Source organism: Ornithinimicrobium flavum (genome assembly GCF_004526345.1).
GTDB lineage: Bacteria > Actinomycetota > Actinomycetes > Actinomycetales > Dermatophilaceae > Ornithinicoccus > Ornithinicoccus flavus.
This window is the reverse complement of the sequence record NZ_CP038213.1, coordinates 723858-750359: the sequence shown is the minus strand read 5'-3', so window position 1 is coordinate 750359 and position 26502 is coordinate 723858. Positions and strand designations below refer to the sequence as shown.

The following is a 26502-nucleotide window of genomic DNA, read 5'->3' as shown; positions in this document are numbered from 1 at the left end:
CCCGTGGCCCACCCCCCGAGCAGCGACAAGACACTCTCCGACTTCGGAGCCAACGAGTGGCTCGTCGAGGAGATGCGCGAGAGGTTCGACGACGATCCGGGATCGGTGGGGCCGGAGTGGCGGCGTCACTTCGAGGACGACGGCGTGAACGGCAACGCCGCCCGCACCCAGGAGACCACCACCCCGGCGAGGGCCCCGGAGGCCCCCACCCCGGCGAAGGCGCCGGAGACCTCCGGCGAGTCCGGACCCACCCCTCTGCGCAGCACGAGCAAGGTCGCCCCTGCTCCCCCGCGCTCCGCCGCGACCCCGCCGAGGACGTCACCGCCCGAGGAGGCCCCGCAGAAGACGGCTCCGCCGAGGCGGGCCCCGCAGCAGGAGGACCCGCAGCAGGAGGCCCCCGCCGCCAAGGAGGCCCCCGCCGCCAAGGAGGCCCCCGCGAAGACCGCCGCGAAGAAGGACAGCGCAGACTCCCCCGCCAGGAAGGTCGCCCGGGACGCCCCGGCCCCGAAGTCGACCGGCCCGCAGGAGGAGGTGACCCACACCGTGCTCCGGGGGGCGGTGGCCCGCGTCGTCACCAACATGGAGAGCTCCCTGGAGGTCCCGACCGCGACCAGCGCGCGCAACCTGCCCGCCAAGCTGCTCATCGACAACCGGACGGTGATCAACAACCACCTCGCCCGCAGCCGCGGCGGCAAGGTCAGCTTCACCCACCTCATCGGCTACGCCATGGTCAAGGCGCTCAAGGCCATGCCGGAGATGAACAACGGCTTCACGACCCAGGACGGCAAGCCGGTCCTGGTCACGCCCGCCCACGTCAACCTCGGCCTGGCCATCGACGTGCCCAAGCCGGACGGCACCCGCCAGCTGCTCGTGCCCAGCATCAAGAGTGCCGAGCAGATGACGTTCCACGAGTTCTGGAGCGCCTACGAGTCGCTCGTGCGCAAGGCCCGCGACGGCAAGCTGACGATCGAGGACTTCCAGGGCACGACGATCAGCCTCACCAACCCCGGGGGCATCGGGACCCTGCACTCGGTCCCCCGTCTGATGAAGGGGCAGGGCACGATCCTCGGGGTCGGCTCCCTGGACTACCCCGCCGAGTGGCAGGGTGCGGCCCCCGAGCGCATCGCCGCGGCCGGCGTGAGCAAGATCCTCACCCTCACCTCGACCTACGACCACCGCATCATCCAGGGCGCGCAGTCCGGCGAGTTCCTCAAGGTCATGCACCAGCTGCTGCTGGGCCAGGACGGGTTCTACGACGAGATCTTCACCTCGCTGCGGATCCCCTACGAGCCGATCCGGTGGGCGCCGGACATCTGGGCCTCCCACGACGACGACCTGTCGAAGGCCAGCCGGATCCAGGAGCTCATCCACGCCTACCGCGTCCGCGGCCACCTCATGGCCGACACCGACCCGCTCGAGTACCGCCAGCGCCGCCACCCCGACCTGACGATCGAGAACCACGGCCTCACCCTCTGGGACCTGGACCGCGAGGTCCCCACCGGTGGGTTCGGCGGCAAGCCGCGGCTGACGCTGCGCACCATCCTGGGCATCCTGCGCGACTCCTACTGCCGCACCGTGGGCATCGAGTACATGCACCTGCAGGAGCCCGCCGAGCGCAAGTGGTTCCAGGACAAGCTCGAGGTGCCCTTCGAGAAGCCGGCTCCGGCCGAGCAGCTGCGGATCCTACGCCGGCTGAACGCCGCGGAGGCCTTCGAGACCTTCCTGCAGACCAAGTTCGTGGGCCAGAAGCGCTTCAGCCTCGAGGGCGGCGAGTCCGTCATCGCCCTGCTCGACAAGGTGCTCAACAGGGCCGCGGACGAGGGCCTGTCCGAGGTGACGATCGGTATGCCGCACCGCGGCCGGCTGAACGTCCTGGCCAACCTGGCCGGGAAGTCCTACGGGCAGATCTTCCGCGAGTTCGAGGGCAAGTCGGCCCCCGGCAGCGTCCAGGGGTCGGGCGACGTCAAGTACCACCTCGGCACCGAGGGCGAGTTCACGACCGAGACCGGCAGGACCACTCGCGTCTACCTGGCAGCCAACCCCTCCCACCTGGAGGCCGTCAACCCGGTCCTGGAGGGCATCACCCGCGCCAAGCAGGACCGTCTGACCCGGGAATCGGGCGACGACCCGGCCACGGTGCTGCCGGTCCTCATGCACGGGGACGCGGCCTTCGCCGGCCAGGGCGTGGTCCTCGAGACGCTCCAGATGTCCCAGCTGCCCGCCTACCGCACCGGCGGCACCATCCACGTCATCATCAACAACCAGGTCGGATTCACCACCGCCCCCCACCACTCGCGCTCGTCGGTCTACTGCTCCGACGTCGCCCGCACGGTGCAGGCCCCGGTCTTCCACGTCAACGGGGACGACCCGGAGGCGGTCGTGCGCACCGCCGAGCTCGCCTACGACTACCGGCAGCGCTTCGGCAAGGACGTCGTCATCGACATGATCTGCTACCGCCGACGGGGCCACAACGAGGGTGACGACCCCTCGATGACCCAGCCGCTGATGTACGACCTCATCGAGGCCAAGCGCTCGGTCCGCAAGCTGTACACCGAGTCCCTCATCGGTCGTGGCGACATCACGATCGAGGAGGCCGAGGTCGCGCTGCGGGACTACCAGAAGCAGCTGGAGCAGGTCTTCACCGAGACCAAGGCGGCGCTGAAGGGCGAGGGCGACGGGACCCACGGGCTGGAGCGGCCGCAGGCCCAGGACGAGGGCGACATGGCCACCCGGCAGCGCCCGACCGCCATCTCCGAGGACACGCTGCACACCATCGGCGACTCCTTCGCGAGCGTCCCCGACGGCTTCACGGTGCACCCCAAGCTGGCCAAGCTGCTCACCACGCGGCAGGAGATGACCCGCCAGGGGGGCGTGGACTGGGCGATGGGCGAGCTGATCGCCATCGGCTCGCTCGTCATGGAGGGCACCCCGGTCCGGCTCGTCGGCCAGGACTCGCGCCGCGGCACCTTCGTGCAGCGGCACGCCGTCCTCACCGACAACCGCACCGCGAAGAACTGGACCCCCCTTCACCACCTGTCCGAGGGCCAGGCGCCGCTGGAGGTCTACGACTCGCTGCTGTCGGAGTACGCCGCGATGGGGTTCGAGTACGGCTACTCGGTGGAGAAGACCGACGCCCTGGTCCTCTGGGAGGCCCAGTTCGGTGACTTCGCCAACGGGGCGCAGACGATCGTCGACGAGTTCATCTCCTCCTCCGAGCAGAAGTGGGGCCAGCGCTCGAGCGTGGTCCTGCTGCTGCCCCACGGATACGAGGGGCAGGGGCCGGACCACTCCTCCGCCCGCATCGAGCGCTACCTGCAGCTGTGCGCCGAGGACAACATGGTCGTGGCCTTCCCCTCGACGCCGGCGTCCTACTTCCACCTGCTGCGTGCGCACGTCACCGCGCGTCCGCGCCGGCCGCTGGTCGTCTTCACCCCCAAGGCGATGCTGCGGCTCAAGGCCTCGGCCAGCCCGGTGGAGGCGTTCACCACCGGGACCTTCGAGCCCGTGCTGCCCGACACGGCCGAGCTGGAGCCGGGCTCCGTGGACCGTGTCCTGCTCGCCTCGGGCAAGCTGGTCTGGGACCTGGAGGACGAGCGGCGCAAGCGCGAGGACGACCGGACGGCGATCCTGCGGGTGGAGCAGCTCTACCCCGCGCCCGGCGCCCAGCTGGCCGCCCTGACCCGGAAGTACCCCGAGGCCGAGCTCGTCTGGGTCCAGAACGAGCCGGCCAACCAGGGCGCCTGGCCCTTCATGGCGCTGAACCTTCCGGAGGCGCTCGCCCAGCACGGCGAGGACCGGCCGCTGCGGGTGGTGAGCCGCCCCGCGTCCGCCTCTCCCGCGACGGGCTCGACGAAGGTCCACGAGGTGGAGCAGGCGGCCCTGCACGAGCAGGCCTTCGGCCGACGCGGCTGAGCCGCTCCGTCCGGCGCGGGGCGCTTTGGCAGACTGTGCCCATGACCAGCGCCCCCGCCGGACCACCCCTGCCCCCCGGACACCGGGCCGCCAGCCCTGAGGTGGACGACCTGGACGACCTCGTCCGGCTGCTCCGACGGCACGAGCGGGAGGCCCGGGGCTGGCCCGGGGCCGACAGCGACGCGGTCGCGGCCGAGGTCACCGGACGGGGCGCCAGCACGCACCTCCACGAGACGGTGCGGGACGCCGACGGGGTGCTCCGGGCCTGGGTCAGCTGCCACGACCGTGCAGCCGGCCGGGTCCTCGTGGGGGTGACCGTCGACCCCGACCTGCCGGAGGCCCAGGGCGACGCGCTGGCGACCTACTGCTTCGGCCGGGTCGAGGACCTCGGCCGGGAGGTGATGGCGCGACGTGGTCTGCGCAGCGCCCAGCTGGACTCCGGCGCCTTCGCCGACGACCCCCGGCAGCAGCGCTGGCTCACCGAGGCGGGCTACGCCAACGTCCGGGAGTGGTGGCAGATGACCCGTCCCGTGGACCGGCAGGCCGACGCCGAGCCTCCTGCGCTGCGCCCGGGGGTGGAGATCCGCCGGGTGCGGCGGGACGACGGGGTGGGGATGCCCCTGGAGGAGGACCTCCGCGCCGTCCACCTCGTGCTCGAGCAGTCCTTCGCCGACCACTTCAACTCCTACCGGGAGACCTTCGAGGAGTTCGTGAGCCGCCTGCGGGAGGACCCGGGCCACCGGTGGGACCACTGGTGGCTGGCGACGGTCGACGGGGAGCCGGCCGGTGCCCTGGTCGGGACCGTGCAGCGGGGCGGCGTGGGGGCGGACGGCCTCGCGACCCCGGACGGCACCTACGTCGAGTACATCGGCGTCCACCGCCGAGCCCGGGGCCGTGGGGTGGCCAAGGGGTTGCTGAGGACCGTCATCGTCGACGCCGCCGTGCGCGGGCGGGGCTCGGTCGGGCTCGAGGTCGACGCCGACTCCCCCACCGGCGCCGACGGGCTCTACCGGTCCATGGGCTGGCAGACCCGCTACGTCACCCAGTCCTGGCACCGGACGCTGCACCTCGCCGGGAGCCTCCCGGCTCCGGACGGGACCTCGGGATAGCCTGTCGGCGTGTACTTCACCGACCGCGGCATCGAGGAGCTCCAGGCCCGCCGGGGCGATGAGGAGGTCAGCCTCACCTGGTTGGCCGAGCAGCTGCGCACCTTCGTCGACGTGCACCCGGAGTTCGAGGTGGCGGTGGACCGGCTGGCCACCTGGTTGGCACGGGACGACGAGGACGAGGAGTGGAGCGGTCAGTGATGAGCAGCGACAGCGCGGGTGAGCCGGCGCGCATCGAGTACGTCCCCAGTGCGGAGCACACCGTCCACGAGGGACCCCGTGACATCGGGCTGTGCTTCGTCGGCGACGGTTTCGTCGCGGGCTACGGCGACCCCAAGGCACTCGGTGGGTCAGCCGGGTCGTGGGCCGCACCCCCGTCCGGGAGGCCACCCTCACCAGCTACAACCTGGGCGTGCGGGGGTCGAGCTCGGCGGACGCGATGACCCGCTGGCGCAGCGAGTGCCCGCCCCGGTGGGAAGGCCGCGGGGAGCGGCGCCTGGTCGTGGGCGTGGGCGCCGAGGACGTGCTGCAGGGCATCACCACCGCCCGCTCCCGTCTCAACCTCGCCAACATCCTGGACGACGCCAGCTCCACCGGCATCTCCACCTTCGTGGTCGGCCCGACACCCACCCTGGACGCCGAGGTCAACGCGCGCCTGCAGGTGCTGTCCGACGCCCAGGCCGACGTGTGCGCGCGCCGTCGGGTCCCCTTCGTCGACTGCTTCTCCCCGCTCGTCGCGCACGACCAGTGGCAGTCCGACCTCGCGGCCGGTGACACCGTGCATCCCGGGCAGGCCGGCTACGGCCTCATCGCCTGGCTGGTCCTCAACGGCGGGTGGGCCCCCTGGCTCCAGCTGGACCGGTGAGGGGCGAGCTGCCCCCCAGGGAGCTGACCCAGGCCGAGGCCTGCGCGTAGGCCGTGTCGTCCGCATGGGCCGGCACCGTCGGCACCCGACCGTCGGCCCGGGGGTAGGAGCCGAAGAAGCGCAGGTCGCGGGTGGTGCGCCGCAGCCCCACCAGGGTCTCCTGCAGGCGTGGCTCGTCCAGGTGGGCGTCGGCGTCGATCCAGAAGCAGTACTCCCCCAACCCCTCCCCCGTCGGGCGCGACTCGAGCCGGGACAGGTCGATCCCACGGATCGCGAACTGCTCGAGCAGCTCCAGCAGGGCCCCCGGCCGGTTCTGCCAGATCAGGGCCACCAGGGTGGTGCGGTCGGCGCCCGTCGGCGCCGGCACCGGCGCCCCCTCCTGGAGGACGACGAAGCGGGTCACGGCCCCCGCCCGGTCCGCGACCCCCTCGGCGAGCGCGACGAGGCCGTAGGCGTCCGCCGCCCCGGGAGCGGCGACGGCGGCGTCATACTCCCCCTCCCCCACCAGCTGCGCGGCCCGGGCCGTCGAGGTCTCGGCCACCACCCGGGCCCGAGGGAGGGTGCGGGCCAGCCACGCCCGGGTCTGCGCCGCCGCGTGGGGGTGCGTCGCGACGACCCGCACCTCCTCCAGGGCGGTGCCCGGCCGGGCGAGCAGGCTGAACTCCACCTCGACCAGCACCTCGGCGGTGATGCGGACGCCGTCGGCCTCCAGCAGGCTCTGCAGGGTCGCGGGGACCGACCCCTCCACGGAGTTCTCGAACGGCACGACGGCTGCGCCGACCCGGCCCTCGTGCAGCGCCGCGATCGCCTCCGGGACGCTGGGCGCGGGCCACGTCTCGTGCCGACCGTCGGGGTCCCAGCGTCGGGCCGCCTGCTCGGTGAAGGTCCCGGCGGGACCGAGGTAGGCGATGCGGAAGCTCACGCCCCGCACCCTACCGGCGTCAGTAGGCCCCGCCGGAGCCCGGTCGGAGCACGACCTGCGCGGTGCGCCACATGATCATGAGGTCCAGGACCGGGGTCCAGTTCTCCACGTAGTAGAGGTCGAGGCGGACCGACTCGTCCCACGACAGGTCGCTGCGACCGTTGATCTGCCACAGGCCGGTCATACCCGGCTTGACCAGCAGCCGGCGGCGCGCGTCGTCCTCGTACTCGGCGACCTCGCGCGGCAGCGGAGGACGCGGACCGACGAGGCTCATCTCCCCCCGCAGGACGTTGAGGAGCTGGGGGAGCTCGTCGAGGGAGTAGCGGCGGATGAAGGAGCCCGTGGTCGTGACCCGGGGGTCCTGGCGCACCTTGAAGAGCGGACCGAAGGCCTCGTTGGCGTCGAGCAGCTCGGGGAGGCGGGTCTCCGCGTCCGGGACCATGCTGCGGAACTTGAACATCCGGAACAGCTCACCGTCACGGCCCACCCGCTCCTGGGCGAACAGGACCGGGCCCCTGTCCTCGAGCCGGACCGCCACCGCGACGGCGGCCAGGACCGGGGCGAAGAGGACGATGGCGACCAGAGCGCCCACCCGGTCCATGATCGCCTTGAGCACCAGCTGGGGGCCGGCGAAGGTCGGTGCCTCGACGTGGATGAGGGGCAGGCCCTGCACGGGGCGGGTCAGGACCCGCGGGCCGGCCACGTCCATGATGCCGGGGGCGACGACGAGGTCGATGTCGGTGCCCTCCAGGGCCCACCCGAGCTGGCGCAGACCGGTCGGTCCCAGGCCCGCGGACGAGGAGACCGCCACCACGTCGACCTGCAGCTCGTGCGCCTGCACGAGCACCTCGGACTCCGGCCCGAGGACCGGTATGCCGGCGACCGTGCCGGCCCGCGCGTGGTCCACACAGGCGCCGAGCACGTTGTAGCCGGCGTCCGGTGCGCGCCGCAGGGCCACCACGAGGCTCGCCACCTGCTCGCGGTCACCGACGAGCAGGACCCGGTCGGAGAGCCGGCCGGCCCGTCGCTGCCGGACCAGCCACTGCCGCGCCGCCCAGCGGCCGACCAGCAGCAGCATCGTCCCGAGCGGGAAGGCCAGCAGGACGTAGCCGCGGGCGAAGTCGAGCTTGAAGGCGAAGGCGGTGATGGCCAGGGCGGCGAAGAGCCACAGCGAGGCGTGGAAGACCTGGCGGTACTCGTGCACGCCGTGCCCGACCACCCGGCCGTCGTAGGCGTTCTGCAGGCGGAGCGCCACCAGCCACCCCACGACGAGCGCCACCGAGACCCAGGTGTAGGTGACCTCGGTGGGCCAGCGCGGGGTGTTGAGCAGCCGGTCGTCCGTCCCGAACCGGTAGACCTGGGCCACCGCCACGGCGAGCGCGACCAGGACCAGGTCGACGAAGCGCACGCTGCGCAGGTAGCCGTCCAGGTAGCGACGGGCCCGGGGCGCCGTGTGGCGACGCGGCAGGACCAGCCCCTCCGTCTCCCGGTCCCACCTTTCCGGCACCACGAAGAGGGAGCGTGTCGGATTCGACACTCTCCCGGGACTGTCCTCGCCGTCGGGACCACTGTCCCTCGGCAGCCGAACAGATGCGGTCACGATCCCACCTGCCTGCCCTGATGGTCAGGACCCGCCCCACGGGTAGGCGGCATCTCTTGACCAATTCTTTACCTTCGCACACGGTACTGATCCCGTGGCCCGGCGTCCACCCCCTAGAGGGCCGGATCCTGCAGGAGATACATCACGTCGTCCCAACGCAGGCCCACACCCCGCAGACCGACCCTGCGGGCCTGCTCGCCCGGGTCGTCGGTGCCGGACCGCTCCAGCAGCACCTCGAGCCGGTCCTCGGTCAGCTGCTCGACGAGGCCGGCACCCCACTCGACGACCGTCACCGCCTCGTCCAGGTCGGCGTCGAGGTCCAGGTCGTCCAGCTCGGCCCCCCCACCGAGGCGGTAGGCGTCGACGTGCACCAGCGACGGGCCGCCGACCAGCGACGGGTGGACGCGGGCGATGACGAAGGTGGGTGAGGTGATCGGTCCCCGCACCCCCAGCCCCTCGGCCAGCCCCTGGGTCAACGTGGTCTTCCCCGCGCCGAGGTCGCCGGTGAGGACCACCAGGTCACCGCCTCGGAGCCGCTCGCCCAGCGCCCGGCCGAAGGCCTGGGTCTCCTCGGCCGTCGGGAGCTTCCTCCAGCCGCTCACCCCTGGTCCCTCTCCGCGGGACGGCCGGCCCCGCCGACGTGGACCCGGGGCACGCGGGGACCGAACCGGGTGACGATCTCGTAGCTGATGGTGCCGGCCGCGTCGGCCCAGTCCTGGGCGGTCGGCTCTCCCGCAGCACCGCTGCCGAAGAGGACGACCGGATCGCCGACGGCCACCTCCAGGTCGCCCACGTCGACGACGAACTGGTCCATGCACACGCGGCCCGCGACCCGGGACCGGACCCCGCCGATCTGCACCGGCCCGGCGTTGGACGCATGGCGGGGCACACCGTCGCATACCCGAGCGGCACGTCGACCACAGTCGTCTCCCGCTCCGCGGTGTAGGTGTGGCCGTAGGAGACACCCTGACCGGCCGGATCCGCTTGACCACGGCCGCGCGGGCGCGGACGCTCATCGCCGGACGAGCCCCAGGTCGGCGGCCGAGGCCAGCTCCGGCACGGGCGACAGACCGTAGACCGCCAGGCCCGGCCGCACCATGTCCCAGGTCGCGGAGGGGGTGGTCAGGGTCGCCGCCGAGTTGCTCATGTGCCGCACCTCGAGGTCCAGACCGGCCCGCTCGGCCACCGCCACGGCGTCGGCGAAGACGTCCTGCTGCGCCTGCACGGTCGGGTGCCGGGGCGCGTCGGCATAGGCGAAGTGGGTGAAGACACCCCGCACGCGCAGCACCCCCTCGGCCGCCAGCGGGGCCGCCGTGCCACCAGGTCGGACCAGTCGGTGCGCGGGTCGCCCCGCCGCACCGGCAGCCCGTAGGCTCCGTTGCGGGCCAGCCCGGTGTCGACCTTGAGCTGCACCACCGCCGGCCGCCCACGCCCGCGGGCACAGGCCGCGACGGCCTCCAGCAGCTCCGGCCCGGCCACCGCGATCTCCACGTCGGCCGCCAGCAGCAGCCCCAGGTCCGGCCCCGGGAGCACGAGCCAGGCCAGCACCGGAGCGGTGACCCCGGCGGCCCGGAGCGCCAGCGCCTCGGTCGCCTGCGCGACCCCCAGGGAGCAGGCTCCCCCGGCCAGGGCCGCGCGGGCCGACGGGACCAGGCCGTGACCGTAGGCGTCGGCCTTGACCACCGCCATCAGCTCGGCCCCGCCGACCCGCTCGCGCAGCGTGCGGACGTTGGCGGCGATGGCGTCCAGGTCGACGACCACCTCGGCCGGCCACAGGGAGGTGGGTGGCGCGCTCACCGCCCCATCATGCCCCGGACCTGCGCGAGCTGGACCATCAGGCTGCCCTCCACCTCCGGGGCCGACCCCTCCCGCAGGACCTGCGCGACCCGCTCGCCCAGGTCGTGCGTGCTGGCCCCCATGGCCTCCCCCGCCAGACCGGGCAGGTCGGCCAGCACCGCGGCGGTGGCGGCCTCCACGGCGGCGGCGGCCTCCCCCTCGCCCAGGTCACCCAGCAGCATCGCCAGGGACAGGCAGGCCCCGGCGGGGTTGGCCCACCCTCGACCGGCGATGTCGGGAGCCGAGCCGTGGATGGGCTCGAACATGCTCGTCGCGTCCGGCTCGAAGGTGAGGTTGGCGCTGGCCGCCACCCCGAGCCCACCCTGGAGCACCGCACCGAGGTCGGTGACGATGTCGCCGAAGAGGTTGTCGGTGACCACGACGTCGAAGCGCTCGGGGCTGACCGGCAGGTGCATGCACATGGCGTCGACGTGGACGTAGTCGGTCTCCACCTCGGGGTAGCGCTCCCCCACGCTGTCCATCACCGCGGTCCACAGGCGACCGGCCTCCACCAGCACGTTGGTCTTGTGGCACAGCGTCAGCCGCCCGCGCCGCACCGAGGCCAGCCGGAAGGCGAAGTCGACCGCCCGCTCCACGGCGTACCAGGTGTTGACCGACTCCTGGACCGCCGTCCACGCCGGCGTGCCCTCGTGCACGCGGCTGCCCTGCGCCACGTAGGCCCCCTCGGTGTTCTCCCGCACGACGACCAGGTCGCAGCGCTGCGGCGTCAGGCCCCGGACGGGGGTGGGGACACCGGGGTAGAGCCGCACGGGCCGCAGGTTGATGGCCTGCCGCATCGCCCCCCGCAGCGCCAGGATGATCCCCCGCTCCAGGATGCCCGGGGTGACCCGCGGGCTCCCGATGGCCCCGAAGAGGATGGCGTCGTGGGCCCGGAGCTGGTCCACGACGTCGTCGGTGAGCAGCGTCCCGGTCTCCAGGTAGTGGTCGGCCCCCAGGGGCACCTCGGTCCGCTCCGTGCCGAAGCCGAACCGGTCCTGCGCCGCGTCGAGCACGGTGAGGGCGGCGCGGGTGACCTCCGGGCCGACCCCGTCACCGGGCAGGACGGCGAGGGAATGACGTCGCATGGGCGGAACCTTCCGATGACGGGACGGCGATGCATAGGTACTACAGTGACCGTATTGTTACGCACCCGCCGGGAGCGGGAGGAAGGGGCTGCGCATGGCCGGGCGAACGTTGGCCGAGAAGCTCTGGAGCCAGCACGTGGTGCGCTCAGCCGAGGGTGAGCCGGACCTGCTCTACATCGACCTGCACCTGGTCCACGAGGTGACCAGCCCGCAGGCCTTCGACGGGCTGCGGCTGGCCGGCCGACCGGTGCGCCGACCGGACCTCACGGTGGCCACGGAGGACCACAACGTCCCCACCACCCTGGGCCCGGTCACCGACCCCGTCTCCCGGACCCAGCTGGAGGCGTTGAAGGCCAACTGCGCCGAGTTCGGCATCGTCCACCACGAGCGCGGGCGCCGGGGGCAGGGGATCGTCCACGTCATCGGGCCCGAGCTGGGGCTGACGCAGCCGGGGATGACGATCGTCTGCGGCGACTCGCACACCTCCACGCACGGCGCCTTCGGTGCGCTGGCCCTGGGCATCGGCACCTCCGAGGTCGAGCACGTCCTGGCCACCCAGACCCTGCCGCTCAAGCCCTTCCGGACGATGGCGATCACGGTCGAGGGCGAGCTCCCCGAGGGCGTGGGCGCCAAGGACATCATCCTCGCGGTCATCAACCGCATCGGGACCGGCGGCGGTCAGGGCTACGTGCTGGAGTACCGCGGGTCGGCCATCGAGGCGCTGTCGATGGAGGGGCGGATGACGATCTGCAACATGTCCATCGAGGCCGGGGCGCGGGCAGGCATGGTCGCGCCGGACGAGAAGACCTTCGCCTACCTCAAGGGCCGTCCGCACGCGCCCACCGGCGCCGACTGGGACGCAGCGCTGGAGGCGTGGCGGCAGCTGCCCACCGACCCCGACGCCGTCTTCGACGCCGAGGTCGTCCTCGACGCCGGCACGTTGACCCCCTACGTCACCTGGGGCACCAACCCCGCGCAGTCGGTCCAGCTCGGCGAGGCCGTGCCCGACCCGGAGGACCTCGGCCACGACGACGCCAAGGACGCCGCCCGCCGCGCGCTGGACTACATGGGGCTGACGCCGGGCACGCCGATGCGGGAGGTCGCCGTCGACACGGTCTTCCTGGGCTCGTGCACCAACGGCCGCATCGAGGACCTGCGGGTCGCCGCCGAGGTGCTGCGCGGCCGACGGGTGGCCGACGGGGTGCAGCTGCTCGTCGTGCCGGGCTCGCACGCGGTGCGCCTGCAGGCCGAGGAGGAGGGCCTGGACCGGGTCTTCACCCAGGCCGGCGGCGACTGGCGGCTCGCCGGCTGCTCCATGTGCCTGGGGATGAACCCCGACCAGCTGGCGCCCGAGGAGCGGTGCGCCTCCACCTCCAACCGCAACTTCGAGGGTCGGCAGGGCGCGCGAGGGCGCACCCACCTGGTCTCCCCGGCCGTCGCCGCGGCCACCGCCGTGCGGGGCACCCTGTCCTCGCCGGCCGACCTGTCCCCCGTCCCCGAGGAGGCGCTGGCCTGATGGACCGCTTCACCACCCACACCGGGGTCGGCGTCCCGCTGCGCCGCTCCAACGTCGACACCGACCAGATCGTCCCCGCGGAGTACCTCAAGCGGGTCTCCCGCACCGGCTTCGAGGACGGCCTGTTCGCCCGCTGGCGGGAGGACCCGGGCTTCGTGCTCAACGACCCCGCCTACACCGGCGGCTCGGTGCTGGTGGCCGGTCCGGACTTCGGGACCGGCTCCTCGCGCGAGCACGCGGTGTGGGCCCTGCAGCAGTACGGCTTCCGGGCCGTGCTGTCCAGCAGGTTCGCCGACATCTTCCGGGGGAACTCCGGCAAGGGCGGGCTGCTGGCCGCCCAGCTCGACCAGGGCGACATCGAGCTCCTGTGGAAGCAGCTGGAGACCGCGCCCGGCACGACGGTGACCGTCGACCTGCCCGCCCGCACCGTCACCTGCGGCGACCTGGTCGCCCCGTTCCAGATCGACGACTACGTCGCCTGGCGGCTGGAGAACGGCCTGGACGACATCTCCCTCACGCTGCGGCACGAGTCCGACATCACCGCCTTCGAGCAGGCCCGGCCGAGCTGGAAGCCGGTGGTCACCCCCGCGGTCGGGTAGCGGCCACCGGCTCAGGCCCGGTGCGCCACGTCCAGCGCCCGCGCCCACTGCAGGACGTCCTGCGGCACGTCGGGGGCGGCCACGCCCGGGGCCAGCAGCGCGACGACCTCCGGAGCCGGCACCCGGGCCCCGCTGCCCCGGGTGAGGAAGCGTCCCGCGACCAGGCCCCGGGCGACGAGGTCGGCGCCGCGGGTGAAGACCTGCTCCAGGTAGATGACCCGCTCGTCCCAGCCGACCACCCGGGTCTCGATCGCGAACCGCTGGCCCAGGTCAGCGAGCGCCGGTAGCTGACGGTCTGCGCGGCCACGACGGGGTACCAGCCCCGACTCCGCAGCAGGGGGAAGCCGCCCAGGTCGGCGATGTAGTTGCTCCGGGCGACGTCCATCATCTGCAGGTAGACCCCGTTGTTGACGTGCAGGTAGACGTCCAGGTCCGGCGGTCTCACCCGCATGGTCGTCACCGACGGGTCGAGGATGGTCTGCCCGGGGACCGGGGGACGGGGTCGGGCGGTCACGCGCACGAGCTGGACTTGACGGGCCACCGCGTCACGCTATCCGCCGGCGGGCGCGGCTGTCGCACGGGCCCCCTTCCGCCGGGCGCCCCCGTCGAGTAGGGTGCATCTCGATGACTTCTCTGCTCCTCCTCAGCTGCCGCAGCGAGACCTCCTAGGTCCGGCCCTCGCTGCGGAGCTCCTGCTGTCCCCCGGACCGACAGCCAGCAGCCCAGCGAGAGAGAGCCAGACCAGCATGAGCATCACCACCCCCGTCACCTCCGGTGACACGCACGTCGTCCGCCGCAACCCCCAGCAGCCCAGCGGTATGCCGTTCGGCCGGTACACCGCATACCCCGCCGTCGACCTGGCGGACCGCACGTGGCCGGGTCGCACGATCACCGAGGCGCCGCGGTGGTGCGCGGTCGACCTGCGGGACGGCAACCAGGCCCTGATCGACCCGATGACCCCGGACCGCAAGCGGCGCATGTTCGAGCTGCTGGTCACGATGGGCTACAAGGAGATCGAGGTCGGCTTCCCGGCGGCCAGCCAGACCGACTTCGACTTCGTGCGGATGCTCATCGAGGAGGACCTCATCCCCGACGACGTCGTCATCCAGGTCCTCACCCAGGCCCGGGAGCACCTCATCGAGCGCACCTACGAGTCGATCGCGGGCTGCAAGCAGGCGATCGTGCACCTCTACAACTCCACCTCCACCCTGCAGCGCCGGGTCGTCTTCGGGGCGACCGAGGACGAGATCGTGGACATCGCGGTGCAGGGCGCCCGCATCTGCAAGAAGTACGAGGAGCAGATGCCTCCCGGCACCGAGATCACCTACGAGTACTCCCCCGAGTCCTACACCGGCACCGAGCTGGAGTTCGCGGCCCGCGTCTGCAACGCGGTCATGGAGGTCTTCGTCCCCACTCCGGAACGCCCGGTCATCATCAACCTGCCGGCGACCGTGGAGATGGCCACGCCCAACGTCTACGCCGACTCCATCGAGTGGATGAGCCGGCACCTGGACCACCGGGAGAACGTCATCCTCTCGCTGCACCCGCACAACGACCGGGGCACCGGCGTGGCGGCGGCCGAGCTGGGCTACCTGGCGGGTGCGGACCGGATCGAGGGGTGCCTGTTCGGCAACGGCGAGCGCACGGGCAACGTCTGTCTGGTCACGCTGGGCATGAACCTGCTCAGCCAGGGCGTGGACCCGCAGATCGACTTCTCCGACATCGACGAGGTGCGGCGCACGGTCGAGCACTGCAACCAGCTCCCGGTGCCCGAGCGGCACCCCTACGGCGGGGACCTGGTCTTCACCGCCTTCTCCGGCAGCCACCAGGACGCCATCAAGAAGGGCCTGGAGGCGCTGGAGCGCGAGGCGCGGGACGCCGGGGTCCCCGTCGCGGAGCACCGGTGGGAGGTCCCCTACCTGCCGGTGGACCCCAAGGACCTGGGGCGCAGCTACGAGGCGGTCATCCGGGTCAACAGCCAGTCCGGCAAGGGCGGCGTGGCCTACGTGATGAAGACCGAGCACAAGCTGGACCTGCCGCGCCGGCTGCAGATCGAGTTCAGCGGCGCGGTGCAGCGGCACACCGACAGCGAGGGCGGGGAGATGAGCCCGGCCCAGATCTGGGAGGCGTTCCAGCGGGAGTACCTCCACTCCTCGGGGCCCGTCGTGGGGGGTGACTACACGGTCACCCACGAGGACGAGCACGCGCACGACCGCATCGAGGCGACCGTGGTCGTCGACGGCAGGGAGCGGGCGGTGACGGGGACCGGCAACGGCCCGATCGCCGCCTACACCGACGCCCTGGCCTCGGTCGGGGTGGACGTGCGCGTCCTCGACTACCAGGAGCACGCGCTGAGCTCGGGCTCGGACGCCCTGGCGGCCGCCTACGTGGAGTGCGCCGTGGACGGGGAGGTCCGCTGGGGCGTCGGGATCCACCCGAGCACCGTGACCGCCTCGCTCCGCGCGGTCAACAGCGCCCTTAACCGGCCCCGTGCCCGCTGAGGCCGCTCAGCCCCGGCCGTCGCCGAGGAAGGTCTGCCCGTCCTCGGTCACGGTCCAGTACGGGTTGTAGGCGATCTCCCACACGTGCCCGTCAGGGTCGGCGAAGAGACCGGAGTAGCCGCCCCAGAAGCGTGAGGAGGCCGGGCGCAGGATGGTGGCCCCGGCCTCCTGGGCCGAGTCCATCTGCTCGTCCACCTCGCCGGAACTGGCCACGTTGACCCCGAGGACCTGGCCGCCCCAGCCGTCCCCGCTGCCGGGGGTGTCCTCGGTGTCGTCGGTCTCGATCCCCGAGTCGATCGCGAGGGCGGCCCGGTCCCACAGCCCGACGACCATGCCCCCGGCCTGGAAGAAGACGATGTGCTCCGGGGAGGGCCCCGGCGTCCACCCCAGCCGCTCGTAGAAGGCCCGGGCCGTGTCGAGGTCGGTCACGCCCAGCGTGACCAGGGAGAGTCGCTGATCCATGTCCGCCAACCTACACACGGGCCGACCCGGCCCGACGGGCCCCCCGGTGACCCTCGGGCCGGGCGTCAGTCGCGGGCCAGCAGCGAGGCCACCGCACCGGGCAGGGCCCGAGCCACCGCCAGGGCCCGGACCGGCCCGCCCGGGTTGGCCCGGTCCGCCGCGACGCCGTGCACCAGCGCCGCCAGGGACCCGGCGTCGCGCGGCGGCAGCCCGGCGGCCAGGAGGGTGCCGGCGAGACCGGCGAGGACGTCACCGGCGCCGGCCGTCGCCAGCCAGGCGGGGGCGCCGGTCTGGGACCGGGCGGGTACGTCGGGGTCGGGGTCCACCACCAGGGTCGTCGAGCCCTTGAGCAGGACGGTGCACCCGGTCAGCCCGGCGGCGCGGCGGGCGGAGGCCAGCGGGTCCTCCTCCACCTGCTCCCTCGTCACCGGCGTGTCCTGCACGGTGCTCAGCAGGCGTGCCAGCTCCCCGGCGTGCGGGGTGAGCAGCGTCGGCGCGGTGCGGCGGTGGCCCTCGGCGAGCCAGCACGCCAGGACGGTCAGGGCACCGGCGTCGACCACCAGCGGCAGGTCCTCCCCCAGCAGCTCACGCACGGCTCTGGCCTGCCCGTCGTCGCACTCCGGGTGGTCGCACCCCTGCGGCTCGACACCCGGCCCCACGACGGCCGCCTGCATCCGGCCCGGTCCCGGCACGGACTCCGGGCACGCCGCCAGCACGAGGTCCTCGGCGCGGCGGGGGCCGAGGTAGCGCACCATGCCGGCCCCGGCCTCCACCGCGGCGGTGACGCACAGCACCGCCGCGCCGGGGTAGGCCGCGCTCCCCGCGACCACGCCCAGGACACCCCGGGAGTACTTGTGGTCCCGGGGGCCCGGCACCGACCACACGGCCGCCACGTCGGCGTGCTCCCACCGCTCGACGACGGGGGTGGCGTCCATCGGGACACCGATGTCCACGACGGTGAGCCGGCCGACGGCCGGCTCCCCGCCGGGGAGCAGGTGCACCGGCTTGAGCATGCCGAAGGTCACCGTCTCGTCGGCGAAGACCGCCGCGGCGGGGGTCTGCCGGCCCTCCGGGTCCGCCCCGCTGGGCAGGTCCACGGCGAGCAGGTATGCGGTGCCGGGGACGGCGTCGACCACGCGCGCCATCGCCCCCCGAAGGCCGGGGCGACCCCCGATGCCGAGCAGCCCGTCGACGACGAGGTCCGCCCCGGCGAGGACGGCGGCGACCCGGTCGGGCAGCTCCGCCGCGTCGGGGTCGACCTGGAGCACCGGGACCCCCGCCTCCTCCACCGCCCGCGACCCGCCGGCGTGCAGCCGGGCGGCCACGCCCACGACCGTCACGGACGCCTCGGTGGCCAGCAGCGCGGCGGCGTGCAGCGCGTCCCCGCCGTTGTCCCCCGGGCCGGCGAGCACCACGATCCGCCGTGCCCCCCGCTGCCGTGCCCGGAGCGCCACGACCTCGGCCAGGCCCCGGGCGGCCCGCATCATCAGCTCGCCGTCCGCCAGCCCCGCCCGCACCCGGTCCTCGGCCGCGCGGACGTCGGCCACGGCATACCCCCGGAGCATCTCAGTCCTCCGCCGGCGGGACGACCCCGGGCCCCTCGGCGACGACCACGGCCGAGGCGACGCCGGCGTCGTGCGACAGCGACAGGTGGAAGCGGGTCACCCCGAGCTCGGCCGCCCGGGCGGCGACCGTGCCGGTGACGGCCAGGTGGGGGCGTCCGTCCGCCGCCCGCACGACCGTGGCGTCGGTCCAGCGCAGCCCCCCCGGGGCGCCCAGCGCCTTGGCCAGCGCCTCCTTGGCCGCGAACCGGGCCGCCATCGACTCCGGCCGGAGCCCCAGCTCGTCGGCGGTGAACAGGCGCGCGCCCAGCCGGGGGCTGCTCGCGATCCGCTCCTGGAAGCGCGCGATGTCGACGACGTCGATCCCGACCCCGACGATCATGGCGTGGTCACTCGACGGTGACCGACTTGGCGAGGTTGCGGGGCTGGTCCACGTCCAGCCCCTTCGCGGTCGACAGGTGGAGGGCGAAGACCTGCAGCGGCACCACGGTGAGCAGTGGAGCCAGCAGGGGGGAGGTGCGCGGCACGCGGATGACCTCGTCCGCGAATGGCACGACGTCCTGGTCACCCTCCTCGGCGATGACCAGGGTCCGGGCTCCCCGGGCCCGGATCTCCTGGATGTTGGAGACCACCTTGCCGTGCAGCCCGTGCTCGCTGTCCGGCGAGGGGACGACGACGAAGACCGGCTGCCCGGGCTCGATGAGAGCGATCGGTCCGTGCTTGAGCTCCCCGGCGGCGAAGCCCTCGGCGTGGATGTAGGCCAGCTCCTTGAGCTTGAGCGCGCCCTCCATCGCCACGGGGTAGCCGACGTGCCGACCGAGGAAGAGGACCGAGCGGGAGTCGGCCATGAAGTAGGCGATCTCCTTGACGCGGTCCATCCGGCCCAGGAGCTGCTCGATCTTCGCCGGCACCTCCTGCAGCTCGGCCATCACCTCGGCCGCGTCCCGGCCGAAGCTCTCGCCGCGCAGGGAGGCGAGGTACAGGCCCAGGATGTAGCTGGCCGTGATCTGGGCCAGGAAGGCCTTGGTCGAGGCCACGGCGATCTCCGGCCCCGCATGGGTGTAGAGGACGGCGTCGGACTCGCGCGGGATGGTCGAACCGTGCGTGTTGCAGATCGAGACGGTCCTCGCGCCGAGGTCCTTGGCGTGGCGCACCGCCATCAGCGTGTCCATGGTCTCCCCGGACTGGGAGATGGACACCACCAGGGTGTGGGCGTCGATGACCGGGTCGCGGTAGCGGAACTCGTGGGCGAGCTCGACCTCCACGGGGATCCGGGTCCACCGCTCGATGGCGTACTTGGCCACCATGCCGGCGTAGGCGGCCGTGCCGCAGGCGACGATGACGATCTTGGTGACCGCCCGCAGCTCGTCCTCCTCGATGTGCAGCTCGTCCAGCCGCAGGTTGCCCTCCGCGTCGGTGCGCCCCAGGAGGGTGTCCGCGACAGCGTGCGGCTGGTCGTTGATCTCCTTCTCCATGAAGGTGTCGAAGCCGCCCTTCTCCGCCGCGGCCGCGTCCCAGGTGACCTCGTAGGCCTTGCCGTCCGAGGGCGTGCCGTCGAAGTTGATGACCTCGTAGGTGTCGGGGGTGATGGTGACGATCTGGTCCTGGCCCAGCTCCAGCGCGTGCCGGGTGTGGCCGATGAAGGCCGCGACGTCCGAGCCCAGGTAGTTCTCGCCCTCGCCCAGACCCACGACGAGGGGGGAGTTGCGGCGGGCCCCGACGACCACGCCGGGCTGGTCGGCGTGGACCGCCAGCAGGGTGAAGGCGCCCTGCAGGACGTTGACCACCTCGCGCATGGCGGCGGTGAGGTCGTGGGTGCGCTCGAAGGCGGAGCTGACGAGGTGGGCCACGACCTCGGTGTCGGTCTCGGAGGTGAACTCGACACCCTCGGCGAGCAGCTGCTGCTTGAGGCTGTGGAAGTTCTCGATGATCCCGTTGTGGACCAGGGCGAGCTTGCCCGCCTGCCCGCCCCGGTGCGGGTGGGCGTTCTCGTTGGTCGGTCCGCCGTGCGTGGCCCAGCGGGTGTGGCCGATCGCCGTGCTGGTCGGCGGCAGCGGCGCGTCCTGCAGCGCCTCCCGCAGGTTGCCCAGCTTGCCGGCCCGCTTGCGCGTCTCCACGTGGTCGGGGGCCAGGACGGCCACGCCGGCCGAGTCGTAGCCGCGGTACTCGAGGCGACCCAGGCCCTCCATGACGACGTCGAGGGCGGTGTCACTGGTGCCAGGGCCGACGTAACCGACGATTCCACACATGGGCTCTAGCCTACGACCACCCGGGCCGTGGACCGGTATGCCGTGACGGGCGTCGCCGCGCCGACGGGCGGGTTGGCACAATGGCCCCCATGGCCTCGCACGGCAACGGCAGCATCCCCTCCCCCTACGTCGAGCTGGACCGCGACGACTGGGCCCGGCTTCGGGAGGAGCACCCCATGCGCCTGGACGCCGCGGACGTCGAGCGGCTGCGGGGCCTCGGGGAGCGGCTCGACCTGGCCGAGATCGAGCAGGTCTACCTCCCCGTGAGCCGTCTGCTCTCGTTCTACGAGCGCTCCACCGCCGGGCTGCACAAGATGACCAGCGAGTTCCTCGACGAGGGCCACGAACGGACCCCGTTCGTCATCGGCGTCGCCGGCTCGGTCGCGGTCGGCAAGTCCACGACGGCCCGCATCCTGCGGGAGCTCATCGCCCGCTGGGACTGGGAGCCGAAGGTCGACCTGGTCACGACGGACGGGTTCCTGCACCCCAACGCCGTCCTGACCCGCCGCAACCTCATGGCCCGCAAGGGGTTCCCCGAGTCCTACGACCGTCGGGCCCTGCTGCGCTTCGTCGCCGAGGTCAAGGCCGGCAAGTCCGAGGTCACGGCCCCGGTGTACAGCCACCTCACCTACGACATCGTCCCGGGCGAGCGGATCGTGGTGCGCCGGCCCGACGTGCTCATCGTCGAGGGTCTCAACGTCCTGCAGCCCCCGCAGGCGCACCCGACGGGTCGGGCCGGGCTGGCCGTCAGCGACTTCTTCGACTTCTCGGTGTACGTCGACGCCCACGTGGGCACATCAAGGCCTGGTACGTCGAGCGCTTCCTGGAGCTGCGGCGCACGGCCTTCGCGGACCCGGAGTCGCACTTCCACCGCTACGCCTCGCTGGACGACGACGCGGCCGTGGACATCGCGGAGAACATCTGGGACGCGATCAACGCCCCCAACCTGGTCGAGAACATCGCCCCGACCCGCAGCCGGGCCACCCTCGTCCTGCTGAAGGGACGCAACCACACCGTCGACCGGGTGCGGCTGCGCCGACTCTGATCCTCAGAGCCGGGCGAACCGGGCGCGGGCGAAGCTGTAGACCCCGTAGAGCACGAGCCCCAGGGCGACCACGACCAGCAGCACCGTCCCGGACGCGGTGTCGGCCAGGGAGCGCAGGGCCGTGTCGAGACCGCCCGCCTCCTCGGGGTCGCGCTGCCAGGCGGCGAGGACGAACAGGCCGCCCACGATGAGCAGGGCGACCCCCTTGGCGGCATACCCGACCATGCCCGCGACCTCCACGCCCCGACCCAGGTCGCCGCCACCCGTGGACACGAGATCCTCGGTGAACTTCCTGGTGAGCCCCTTGTAGAGGTGGTAGCCACCACCGGCCACGACCCCCAGGCCCACGGCGGCCACCAGCAGCTGGCCGGCGGGGGCCGACATGAGGGTGGCGGTGATCTCGGAGGTGCTCTCCTCGCTGTCGCCACTGCCGCCACGCGCCACCGTGAAGGCGGTCACGCCGAACGCGCCGTAGAGGGCACTCCGCCCCAACGCCTTGGCCCGGTCGCTCGGCTCGCCCCCTTCGACGATCCCCTCCAGGAGCTGGAAGAGGGCCAGGGCGGCCAGGCCGACCACGCAGAACCACAGCAGGGCCGCCCCGAGCGGCCCCTCACGCAGGACCTCCAGCGCACCGCCCTGGTCGGCGTTCTCCGAGGAGCCGCCGAGCGCGACCTGCAGGGCGATCCAGCCGATCACCAGATGGACCAGGCCGCTCCCGGCATACCCGACCCGGGCCAGCCGCTCGAGCCAGGGGTGGTCGGAGAGACGGCGGGCGGCCCGCCCGGCATCGGTGTCGGTCACCCGCCGATCGTGACAGACCCTGAGGGTCAGTACCAGTTGACCCGCTGCGAGTGCGCCCAGGCGGCGCAGGGGGTGCCGTAGCGCCCGGAGATGTAGCCCAGGCCCCAGCGGATCTGGGTCGCCGGGTTGGTCTGCCAGTCCGCGCCGGCCGTGGCCATCTTGTTGCCCGGCAGTGACTGCGGGATGCCGTAGGCGCCCGAGCTGGGGTTCATGGCCAGGTGGTTCCAGCCCGACTCCTTCTGCCACAGCGAGTCCAGGCAGCTCCACTGGTCCATCCCCCAGCCGTAGCTCCCGAGCATGGACTGGGCGATCCCGCGGGAGTCGCCGGAGTAGACGGGGGCGGGCTCCGGCTCGGGCTCCGGCGCCGGCTCGGGGGCGGGCTGGGGCTGGGGCTGGGGCTGGGGGGCCGGGCGTTCGGCGGAGCGCGAGGCAGCCTGCTCGGCCGCGCGGGCGGCAGCCTGGGCGGCCTCCTCCTGGGCCCGCTGGGCGGCGGCCTCGTCCTGGGCGGCCTGCAGGGCAGCCGCCTCCCGGGCGGCAGCCTCGGCCGCGGCCCGGCGCTCGGCCTCGCGGGCAGCCGCCCGCTCGGCCTTGATGGAGCGGGACGACTCCTGCAGGGTCGACAGGCTCTCCCCCAGCAGCCCGGTGGAGGCGCCGAACGCCTCCCCCGCCTGCTCGGCGCGCAGCTCACGAGCCTGGGCGAAGATCCCGCTGCTGTCCTTGCTCACGGCGTCCCCGAGGGAGGCCACCGCGTCGGCCGCGAGGTTCGGGGACACCTGGCTCACCGACGCCTCCACGGCGGGGGCGGGCTCCGACGGCGCGGTGGTGACCCCGGCGGCGGCGGCATAGGTAGCGAGCGCCAGCGAACCGGCCGCGATCGTGGCGGTCACGGCCGTGGCGGCCGGGGACAGGCGGCGGGGGCGGTGGCGACCGGAGGCGGTGTCCGTGCGCAGGGCATCGTCGTTCATGGCATTCCTCACTGGGGGGACAGGTCACGCCGTCAGAAGGTCTGCCGGGCCGGGGCGGCCACGGCGATCCTCGGGACATGGCGGCGTTACCAAATCGTGATCAACCCGTCCACCGTGCCAAGACGAGGACCCCGACGTCAAACCCAGGGCCCGTCGGGTGGGAAAGATCACACCCTCAGGAGGTCACAGCAGGCCCGCGTGCCCCTCCAGCATCTGGGTCACCAGCGCCGCGATCGGGCTCCGCTCGCTGCGGGTGAGGGTGACGTGCGCGAAAAGGGGGTGCCCCTTGAGCGCCTCGATCACCGCGGCGACCCCGTCGTGCCGACCCACGCGCAGGTTGTCACGCTGGGCCACGTCGTGCGTGAGCACGACCCGGGAGCTCTGGCCGATGCGCGACAGGACCGTGAGCAGCACGTTGCGCTCCAGGCTCTGCGCCTCGTCGACGATGACGAAGGCGTCGTGCAGCGAGCGGCCCCGGATGTGGGTCAGCGGGAGCACCTCGAGCATGTCCCGGTCCAGGATCTCCTCCACGACCTCCCGGGAGACCAGGGCTCCCAGGGTGTCGAAGACCGCCTGGGCCCACGGCCCCATCTTGTCGTTCTCGCTGCCGGGCAGGTAGCCGAGCTCCTGACCCCCGACGGCGTAGAGCGGCCGGAAGACGATGACCTTGCGGTGCTGGCGACGCTCCATGACCGCCTCCAGCCCGGCGCACAGGGCCAGGGCGCTCTTGCCGGTGCCGGCCCGTCCCCCGAGGCTGACGATCCCCACGTCGGGGTCGAGGAGCAGGTCGAGGGCGATGCGCTGCTCGGCCGAGCGGCCGTGCAGCCCGAAGGCGTCCCGGTCCCCGCGCACCAGGCGGATGGCGTGGTCGGGCGTGACGCGGCCCAGCGCGCTGCCCGAGGGCCCCAGGACCGTGAGCCCCGTGTGCACCGGCAGCTCGAGGGCGGCGGGGTGCGGCAGCCTCCCGGAGTCGTAGAGGGTGTGCATCTGCTCGTCGTCGACCTCGATCTCCCCCATGCCCGTCCAGCCGCTGTCCACGGCGAGCTCGGCGCGGTACTCCTCGGCGTCCAGGCCGACCGCGGAGGCCTTGACCCGCATCGGGAGGTCCTTGCTGACGATGGTGACGTCCAGGCCCTCCCCGGCGAGGTTCGTGGCCACCGCGAGGATGCGGGTGTCGTTGTCCCCCAGCCGGAACCCGGCCGGGAGCGAGGCCGGGTCGGTGTGGTTGAGCTCCACGTGGAGGGTCCCGCCGGACGGGCCGACCGGCACCGGCACGCTCAGGGTCCCGTGCTCGACCCGCAGGTCGTCGAGCATCCGCAGCGCCTGGCGCGCGAAGTACCCCAGCTCGGGGTGGTGCCGCTTGCCCTCCAGCTCGGTGATGACCACGACCGGCAGGACGACCTGGTGCTCGGCGAAGCGCAGCATCGCCCACGGGTCGGACAGCAGGACGGAGGTGTCCAGGACGTAGGTCTTGCGCGTCGTGTCGGGAAGGCCGTCCAGCGGGGCGGGCCCCGCCAGGAGGCTGCCGGTGCGGCTGCTGGAGGGGTAGGTCGTCATGCTCGCTCCCTGACTGACACGTGCGGCTGGGCTACGTGTCCGGGCGGTGGTGGGACCGGGACCGGGCCGCGCCGCGGGGGCGTCGGGCCGGTGCCGGCCCTCCGCCTGTGAGCCTGCGCTCCATCTGGTGGGCCTCCCGAGAGGCGGAGCCGGGCGCCCCACCTCTGGGCACGACGTTAGGGCGTCCCAGCGGTCCGCACCGGGCTGGGAGCCCGGCGTGTCGGGTGCCGGAGGTGAACTTCCAGGGTTCGACCACCCCCGCCCTGCGACGCCTGGTTCGGGTGGGTCAGATGTGACGCCGGTGACCGGTCAGCTGCCGAAGCGTCGCTCCCGCTCGGCGTACGCCCGCAACGCCCGCAGGAAGTCGACCTTGCGGAAGTCGGGCCAGTAGGCCTCGCAGAAGTAGAACTCGCTGTGCGCGCTCTGCCACAGCAGGAACCCGCCGAGCCGCTGCTCGCCGGAGGTCCGGATGACCAGGTCCGGGTCCGGCTGGCCCCGGGTGTAGAGGTGGGCGGCGATATCCTCCACCGTCACCCTGTCGACGAGCTCCTCGACGGAGAGCCCGCTCTCCGCGGCCTCACGCAGCAGGGACCGGACGGCGTCCGCGATCTCCCTGCGGCCCCCGTAGCCGATGGCGACGTTGACCCCCATACCCTCGACCGAGTCGGTCCGGGCCGCGGCCTCGGTGAGGCGCGTCGCCGTGTCCCCCGGGAGCAGGTCCAGCGCCCCCACCACGCGCATGCGCCAGCGCTGGGCGTCGGCGAGGTCGGAGACCACCTCCTCGATGATGGACAGCAGGGGCTCCAGCTCGACCGGCGGACGGTTGAGGTTGTCGGTCGACAGCAGCCAGAGCGTGACCACCTCGACCCCCGCCTCCTCGCACCACCCCAGGAAGGGCGCGATGTTCTCCGCCCCGGCGCGGTGACCCTCGGCCGAGGCCGCCCCGCGTTCCCGCGCCCACCGCCGGTTGCCGTCCAGCATCACGCCGACGTGGCGCGGGAGGCGGTCGGAGGGGAGCTGGCGACGCAACGAGCTGGTGTAGGCCTTGTAGACCAGGTCCCGGGGCGTCTGCATGGGCCAAAACTACTCGCGCCCCCTGGGGATGTGCTGTCCCGCCCCGACCCGGCAGCCTCAACCTACGGGGTCGTAACCTACGGTTGCGTAAGTTAGGCTGGGAGCATGACCCAACCGCACCACGCCCGGGATGCCGTGGCCTCGGCGGTGTCGGAGGCCGGTGAGTCGCTGGAGGCGCTCGTCGAGCACGTCAAGCCGCACCTGCGCGGGTGGCTGCACCTGGGTATGGTGCCGGTCTCCGTCGCCGCCGCCGCCGTCCTGGTCGGCCTGGCCGGAGGAGCCGGGGCCCGGACCTCCGTGCTGGTCTTCGGCATCACGGCCGTCCTGCTGTTTGCCACCTCCGCCATCTACCACCGGGGCCGCTGGAGCCCCCGCGCCGCCGGTGTCCTCAAGCGGTGGGACCACGCCAACATCTTCCTCATCATCGCGGGCACCCACACCCCGTTCGCGGTCATCCTCCTCCCGGAGGGGCAGATGCGGACGCTGCTGTGGGTGGTGTGGACCGGCGCCGTGGCCGGCGTCCTCTTCCGCGTCCTCTGGGTGGGTGCCCCCCGCTGGCTCTACACCCTGGTCTACGTCGCCCTGGGGTGGGTCGCGGTCTTCTACCTCGTGCCGTTCTGGCGCCACGGCGGACCGCTCGTGGTCCTGCTCATCGCCGCCGGCGGGCTGCTCTACACCCTCGGGGCGACGGTCTACGCCCTGAAGCGCCCCAACCCCTCCCCGCGCTGGTTCGGCTTCCACGAGGTGTTCCACGCGTTCACGGTCGCGGCCTTCGCCGCGCACTGGGCCGCCGCCCTGCTCGTCGTCCTGCGCGACCGCGCCGCCTGACCCGCCGCTCCGTCCCG

At 73.0% G+C, this 26502-nt stretch carries 19 protein-coding genes and 4 pseudogenes; 9 read left to right on the top strand and 14 right to left on the bottom strand.

Annotation, left to right across the window (positions count from 1 at the left end; genetic code table 11):
• Positions 1 to 3 precede the first annotated feature (3 nt).
• The 4 genes and pseudogenes from E3Z34_RS03505 to E3Z34_RS03490 all read left to right on the top strand — a co-directional run bounded on the left by E3Z34_RS03505 (position 4) and on the right by E3Z34_RS03490 (position 5883).
• On the top strand, positions 4 to 3912 hold the full coding sequence (locus E3Z34_RS03505; protein WP_134772485.1) for a multifunctional oxoglutarate decarboxylase/oxoglutarate dehydrogenase thiamine pyrophosphate-binding subunit/dihydrolipoyllysine-residue succinyltransferase subunit: 3909 nt from the start codon (positions 4 to 6) through the stop codon (positions 3910 to 3912).
• Between the two features lie 41 nt (positions 3913 to 3953).
• Positions 3954 to 5021: a GNAT family N-acetyltransferase gene (locus tag E3Z34_RS03500; protein WP_134772484.1), complete on the top strand. Its 1068-nt coding sequence runs from the start codon at positions 3954 to 3956 to the stop codon at positions 5019 to 5021.
• 9 nt (positions 5022 to 5030) lie between these two features.
• Positions 5031 to 5219 (top strand): DUF6104 family protein, encoded by a 189-nt coding sequence (locus tag E3Z34_RS03495; RefSeq protein WP_134772483.1) that lies wholly within the window; start codon positions 5031 to 5033, stop codon positions 5217 to 5219.
• A pseudogene (locus E3Z34_RS03490) lies at positions 5219 to 5883 on the top strand (GDSL-type esterase/lipase family protein). The gene E3Z34_RS03495 and the pseudogene E3Z34_RS03490 overlap by 1 nt, the downstream one beginning before the upstream one ends.
• Here the strand turns inward: E3Z34_RS03490 and pheA are convergent.
• The 5 genes and pseudogenes from pheA to E3Z34_RS03465 form a co-directional block, all read right to left on the bottom strand.
• On the bottom strand, positions 5843 to 6805 hold the full coding sequence (gene pheA, locus E3Z34_RS03485; protein WP_134772482.1) for a prephenate dehydratase: 963 nt from the start codon (positions 6803 to 6805) through the stop codon (positions 5843 to 5845). The pseudogene E3Z34_RS03490 and the gene pheA overlap by 41 nt on opposite strands.
• A 19-nt stretch (positions 6806 to 6824) precedes the next feature.
• Positions 6825 to 8342, bottom strand: a complete 1518-nt coding sequence (locus tag E3Z34_RS03480; RefSeq protein ID WP_238695330.1) for a sugar transferase — start codon at positions 8340 to 8342, stop codon at positions 6825 to 6827.
• A gap of 176 nt (positions 8343 to 8518) precedes the next feature.
• Positions 8519 to 9007, bottom strand: coding sequence for a tRNA (adenosine(37)-N6)-threonylcarbamoyltransferase complex ATPase subunit type 1 TsaE (gene tsaE / locus E3Z34_RS03475; protein ID WP_134772481.1), 489 nt, complete (start codon positions 9005 to 9007; stop codon positions 8519 to 8521).
• Positions 9004 to 10202 (bottom strand): annotated as a pseudogene (gene alr, locus E3Z34_RS03470) (alanine racemase). The gene tsaE and the pseudogene alr overlap by 4 nt, the downstream one beginning before the upstream one ends.
• Positions 10199 to 11326, bottom strand: coding sequence for a 3-isopropylmalate dehydrogenase (locus E3Z34_RS03465; protein ID WP_134772480.1), 1128 nt, complete (start codon positions 11324 to 11326; stop codon positions 10199 to 10201). The pseudogene alr and the gene E3Z34_RS03465 overlap by 4 nt, the downstream one beginning before the upstream one ends.
• 94 nt (positions 11327 to 11420) lie before the next feature.
• Here E3Z34_RS03465 and leuC point away from each other — a divergent pair, with 94 nt between their 5' ends.
• Both leuC and leuD read left to right on the top strand, forming a co-directional pair.
• The gene (leuC, locus tag E3Z34_RS03460) at positions 11421 to 12842 is read left to right on the top strand and encodes a 3-isopropylmalate dehydratase large subunit (protein WP_134772479.1); all 1422 of its coding nucleotides are present in this window, start codon (positions 11421 to 11423) and stop codon (positions 12840 to 12842) included.
• Complete coding sequence (gene leuD / locus E3Z34_RS03455; protein ID WP_134772478.1) at positions 12842 to 13441, top strand: 3-isopropylmalate dehydratase small subunit; 600 nt, start codon at positions 12842 to 12844, stop codon at positions 13439 to 13441. The genes leuC and leuD overlap by 1 nt, the downstream gene beginning before the upstream one ends.
• Before the next feature lie 11 nt (positions 13442 to 13452).
• Here leuD and E3Z34_RS03450 read toward each other — a convergent pair.
• Positions 13453 to 13892: pseudogene (locus E3Z34_RS03450) on the bottom strand (acyl-CoA thioesterase).
• Between the two features lie 295 nt (positions 13893 to 14187).
• Between E3Z34_RS03450 and leuA the strand changes: the two are divergent.
• Positions 14188 to 15942: a 2-isopropylmalate synthase gene (gene leuA / locus E3Z34_RS03445; protein WP_134772477.1), complete on the top strand. Its 1755-nt coding sequence runs from the start codon at positions 14188 to 14190 to the stop codon at positions 15940 to 15942.
• A 6-nt stretch (positions 15943 to 15948) separates the two neighbouring features.
• Here leuA and E3Z34_RS03440 read toward each other — a convergent pair whose 3' ends face one another.
• The 4 genes from E3Z34_RS03440 to glmS all read right to left on the bottom strand — a co-directional run bounded on the left by E3Z34_RS03440 (position 15949) and on the right by glmS (position 20215).
• The gene (locus E3Z34_RS03440) at positions 15949 to 16404 is read right to left on the bottom strand and encodes a VOC family protein (RefSeq protein WP_134772476.1); all 456 of its coding nucleotides are present in this window, start codon (positions 16402 to 16404) and stop codon (positions 15949 to 15951) included.
• Positions 16405 to 16469: 65 nt separating this feature from the next.
• The gene (locus tag E3Z34_RS03435; protein WP_134772475.1) at positions 16470 to 17969 is read right to left on the bottom strand and encodes a bifunctional ADP-dependent NAD(P)H-hydrate dehydratase/NAD(P)H-hydrate epimerase; all 1500 of its coding nucleotides are present in this window, start codon (positions 17967 to 17969) and stop codon (positions 16470 to 16472) included.
• 1 nt (position 17970) lies between these two features.
• Positions 17971 to 18348 (bottom strand): holo-ACP synthase, encoded by a 378-nt coding sequence (locus E3Z34_RS03430; protein WP_134772474.1) that lies wholly within the window; start codon positions 18346 to 18348, stop codon positions 17971 to 17973.
• Between the two features lie 7 nt (positions 18349 to 18355).
• Entirely contained in the window at positions 18356 to 20215 is a 1860-nt protein-coding gene (glmS, locus tag E3Z34_RS03425; RefSeq protein ID WP_134772473.1) for a glutamine--fructose-6-phosphate transaminase (isomerizing), read from the bottom strand.
• 89 nt (positions 20216 to 20304) lie between these two features.
• Here glmS and coaA point away from each other — a divergent pair.
• Positions 20305 to 21260, top strand: a pseudogene (coaA, locus tag E3Z34_RS03420) (type I pantothenate kinase).
• Positions 21261 to 21263: 3 nt separating this feature from the next.
• Here coaA and E3Z34_RS03415 read toward each other — a convergent pair.
• From E3Z34_RS03415 to E3Z34_RS03400, 4 genes are all read right to left on the bottom strand, one after another.
• Positions 21264 to 22061 (bottom strand): DUF1206 domain-containing protein, encoded by a 798-nt coding sequence (locus E3Z34_RS03415; protein WP_134772472.1) that lies wholly within the window; start codon positions 22059 to 22061, stop codon positions 21264 to 21266.
• Positions 22062 to 22087: 26 nt separating this feature from the next.
• A complete protein-coding gene (locus E3Z34_RS18120) occupies positions 22088 to 23026 on the bottom strand; it encodes an aggregation-promoting factor C-terminal-like domain-containing protein (RefSeq protein ID WP_202977014.1) in 939 nt (312 codons plus the stop codon).
• 183 nt (positions 23027 to 23209) lie between these two features.
• Complete coding sequence (locus E3Z34_RS03405) at positions 23210 to 24451, bottom strand: PhoH family protein (protein WP_238695443.1); 1242 nt, start codon at positions 24449 to 24451, stop codon at positions 23210 to 23212.
• Positions 24452 to 24892: 441 nt separating this feature from the next.
• On the bottom strand, positions 24893 to 25657 hold the full coding sequence (locus E3Z34_RS03400) for an isoprenyl transferase (RefSeq protein WP_134772471.1): 765 nt from the start codon (positions 25655 to 25657) through the stop codon (positions 24893 to 24895).
• Between the two features lie 105 nt (positions 25658 to 25762).
• Between E3Z34_RS03400 and trhA the strand changes: the two genes are divergently transcribed.
• Positions 25763 to 26485: a PAQR family membrane homeostasis protein TrhA gene (gene trhA / locus E3Z34_RS03395; RefSeq protein WP_134772470.1), complete on the top strand. Its 723-nt coding sequence runs from the start codon at positions 25763 to 25765 to the stop codon at positions 26483 to 26485.
• The last annotated feature ends 17 nt before the right edge of the window (positions 26486 to 26502 follow it).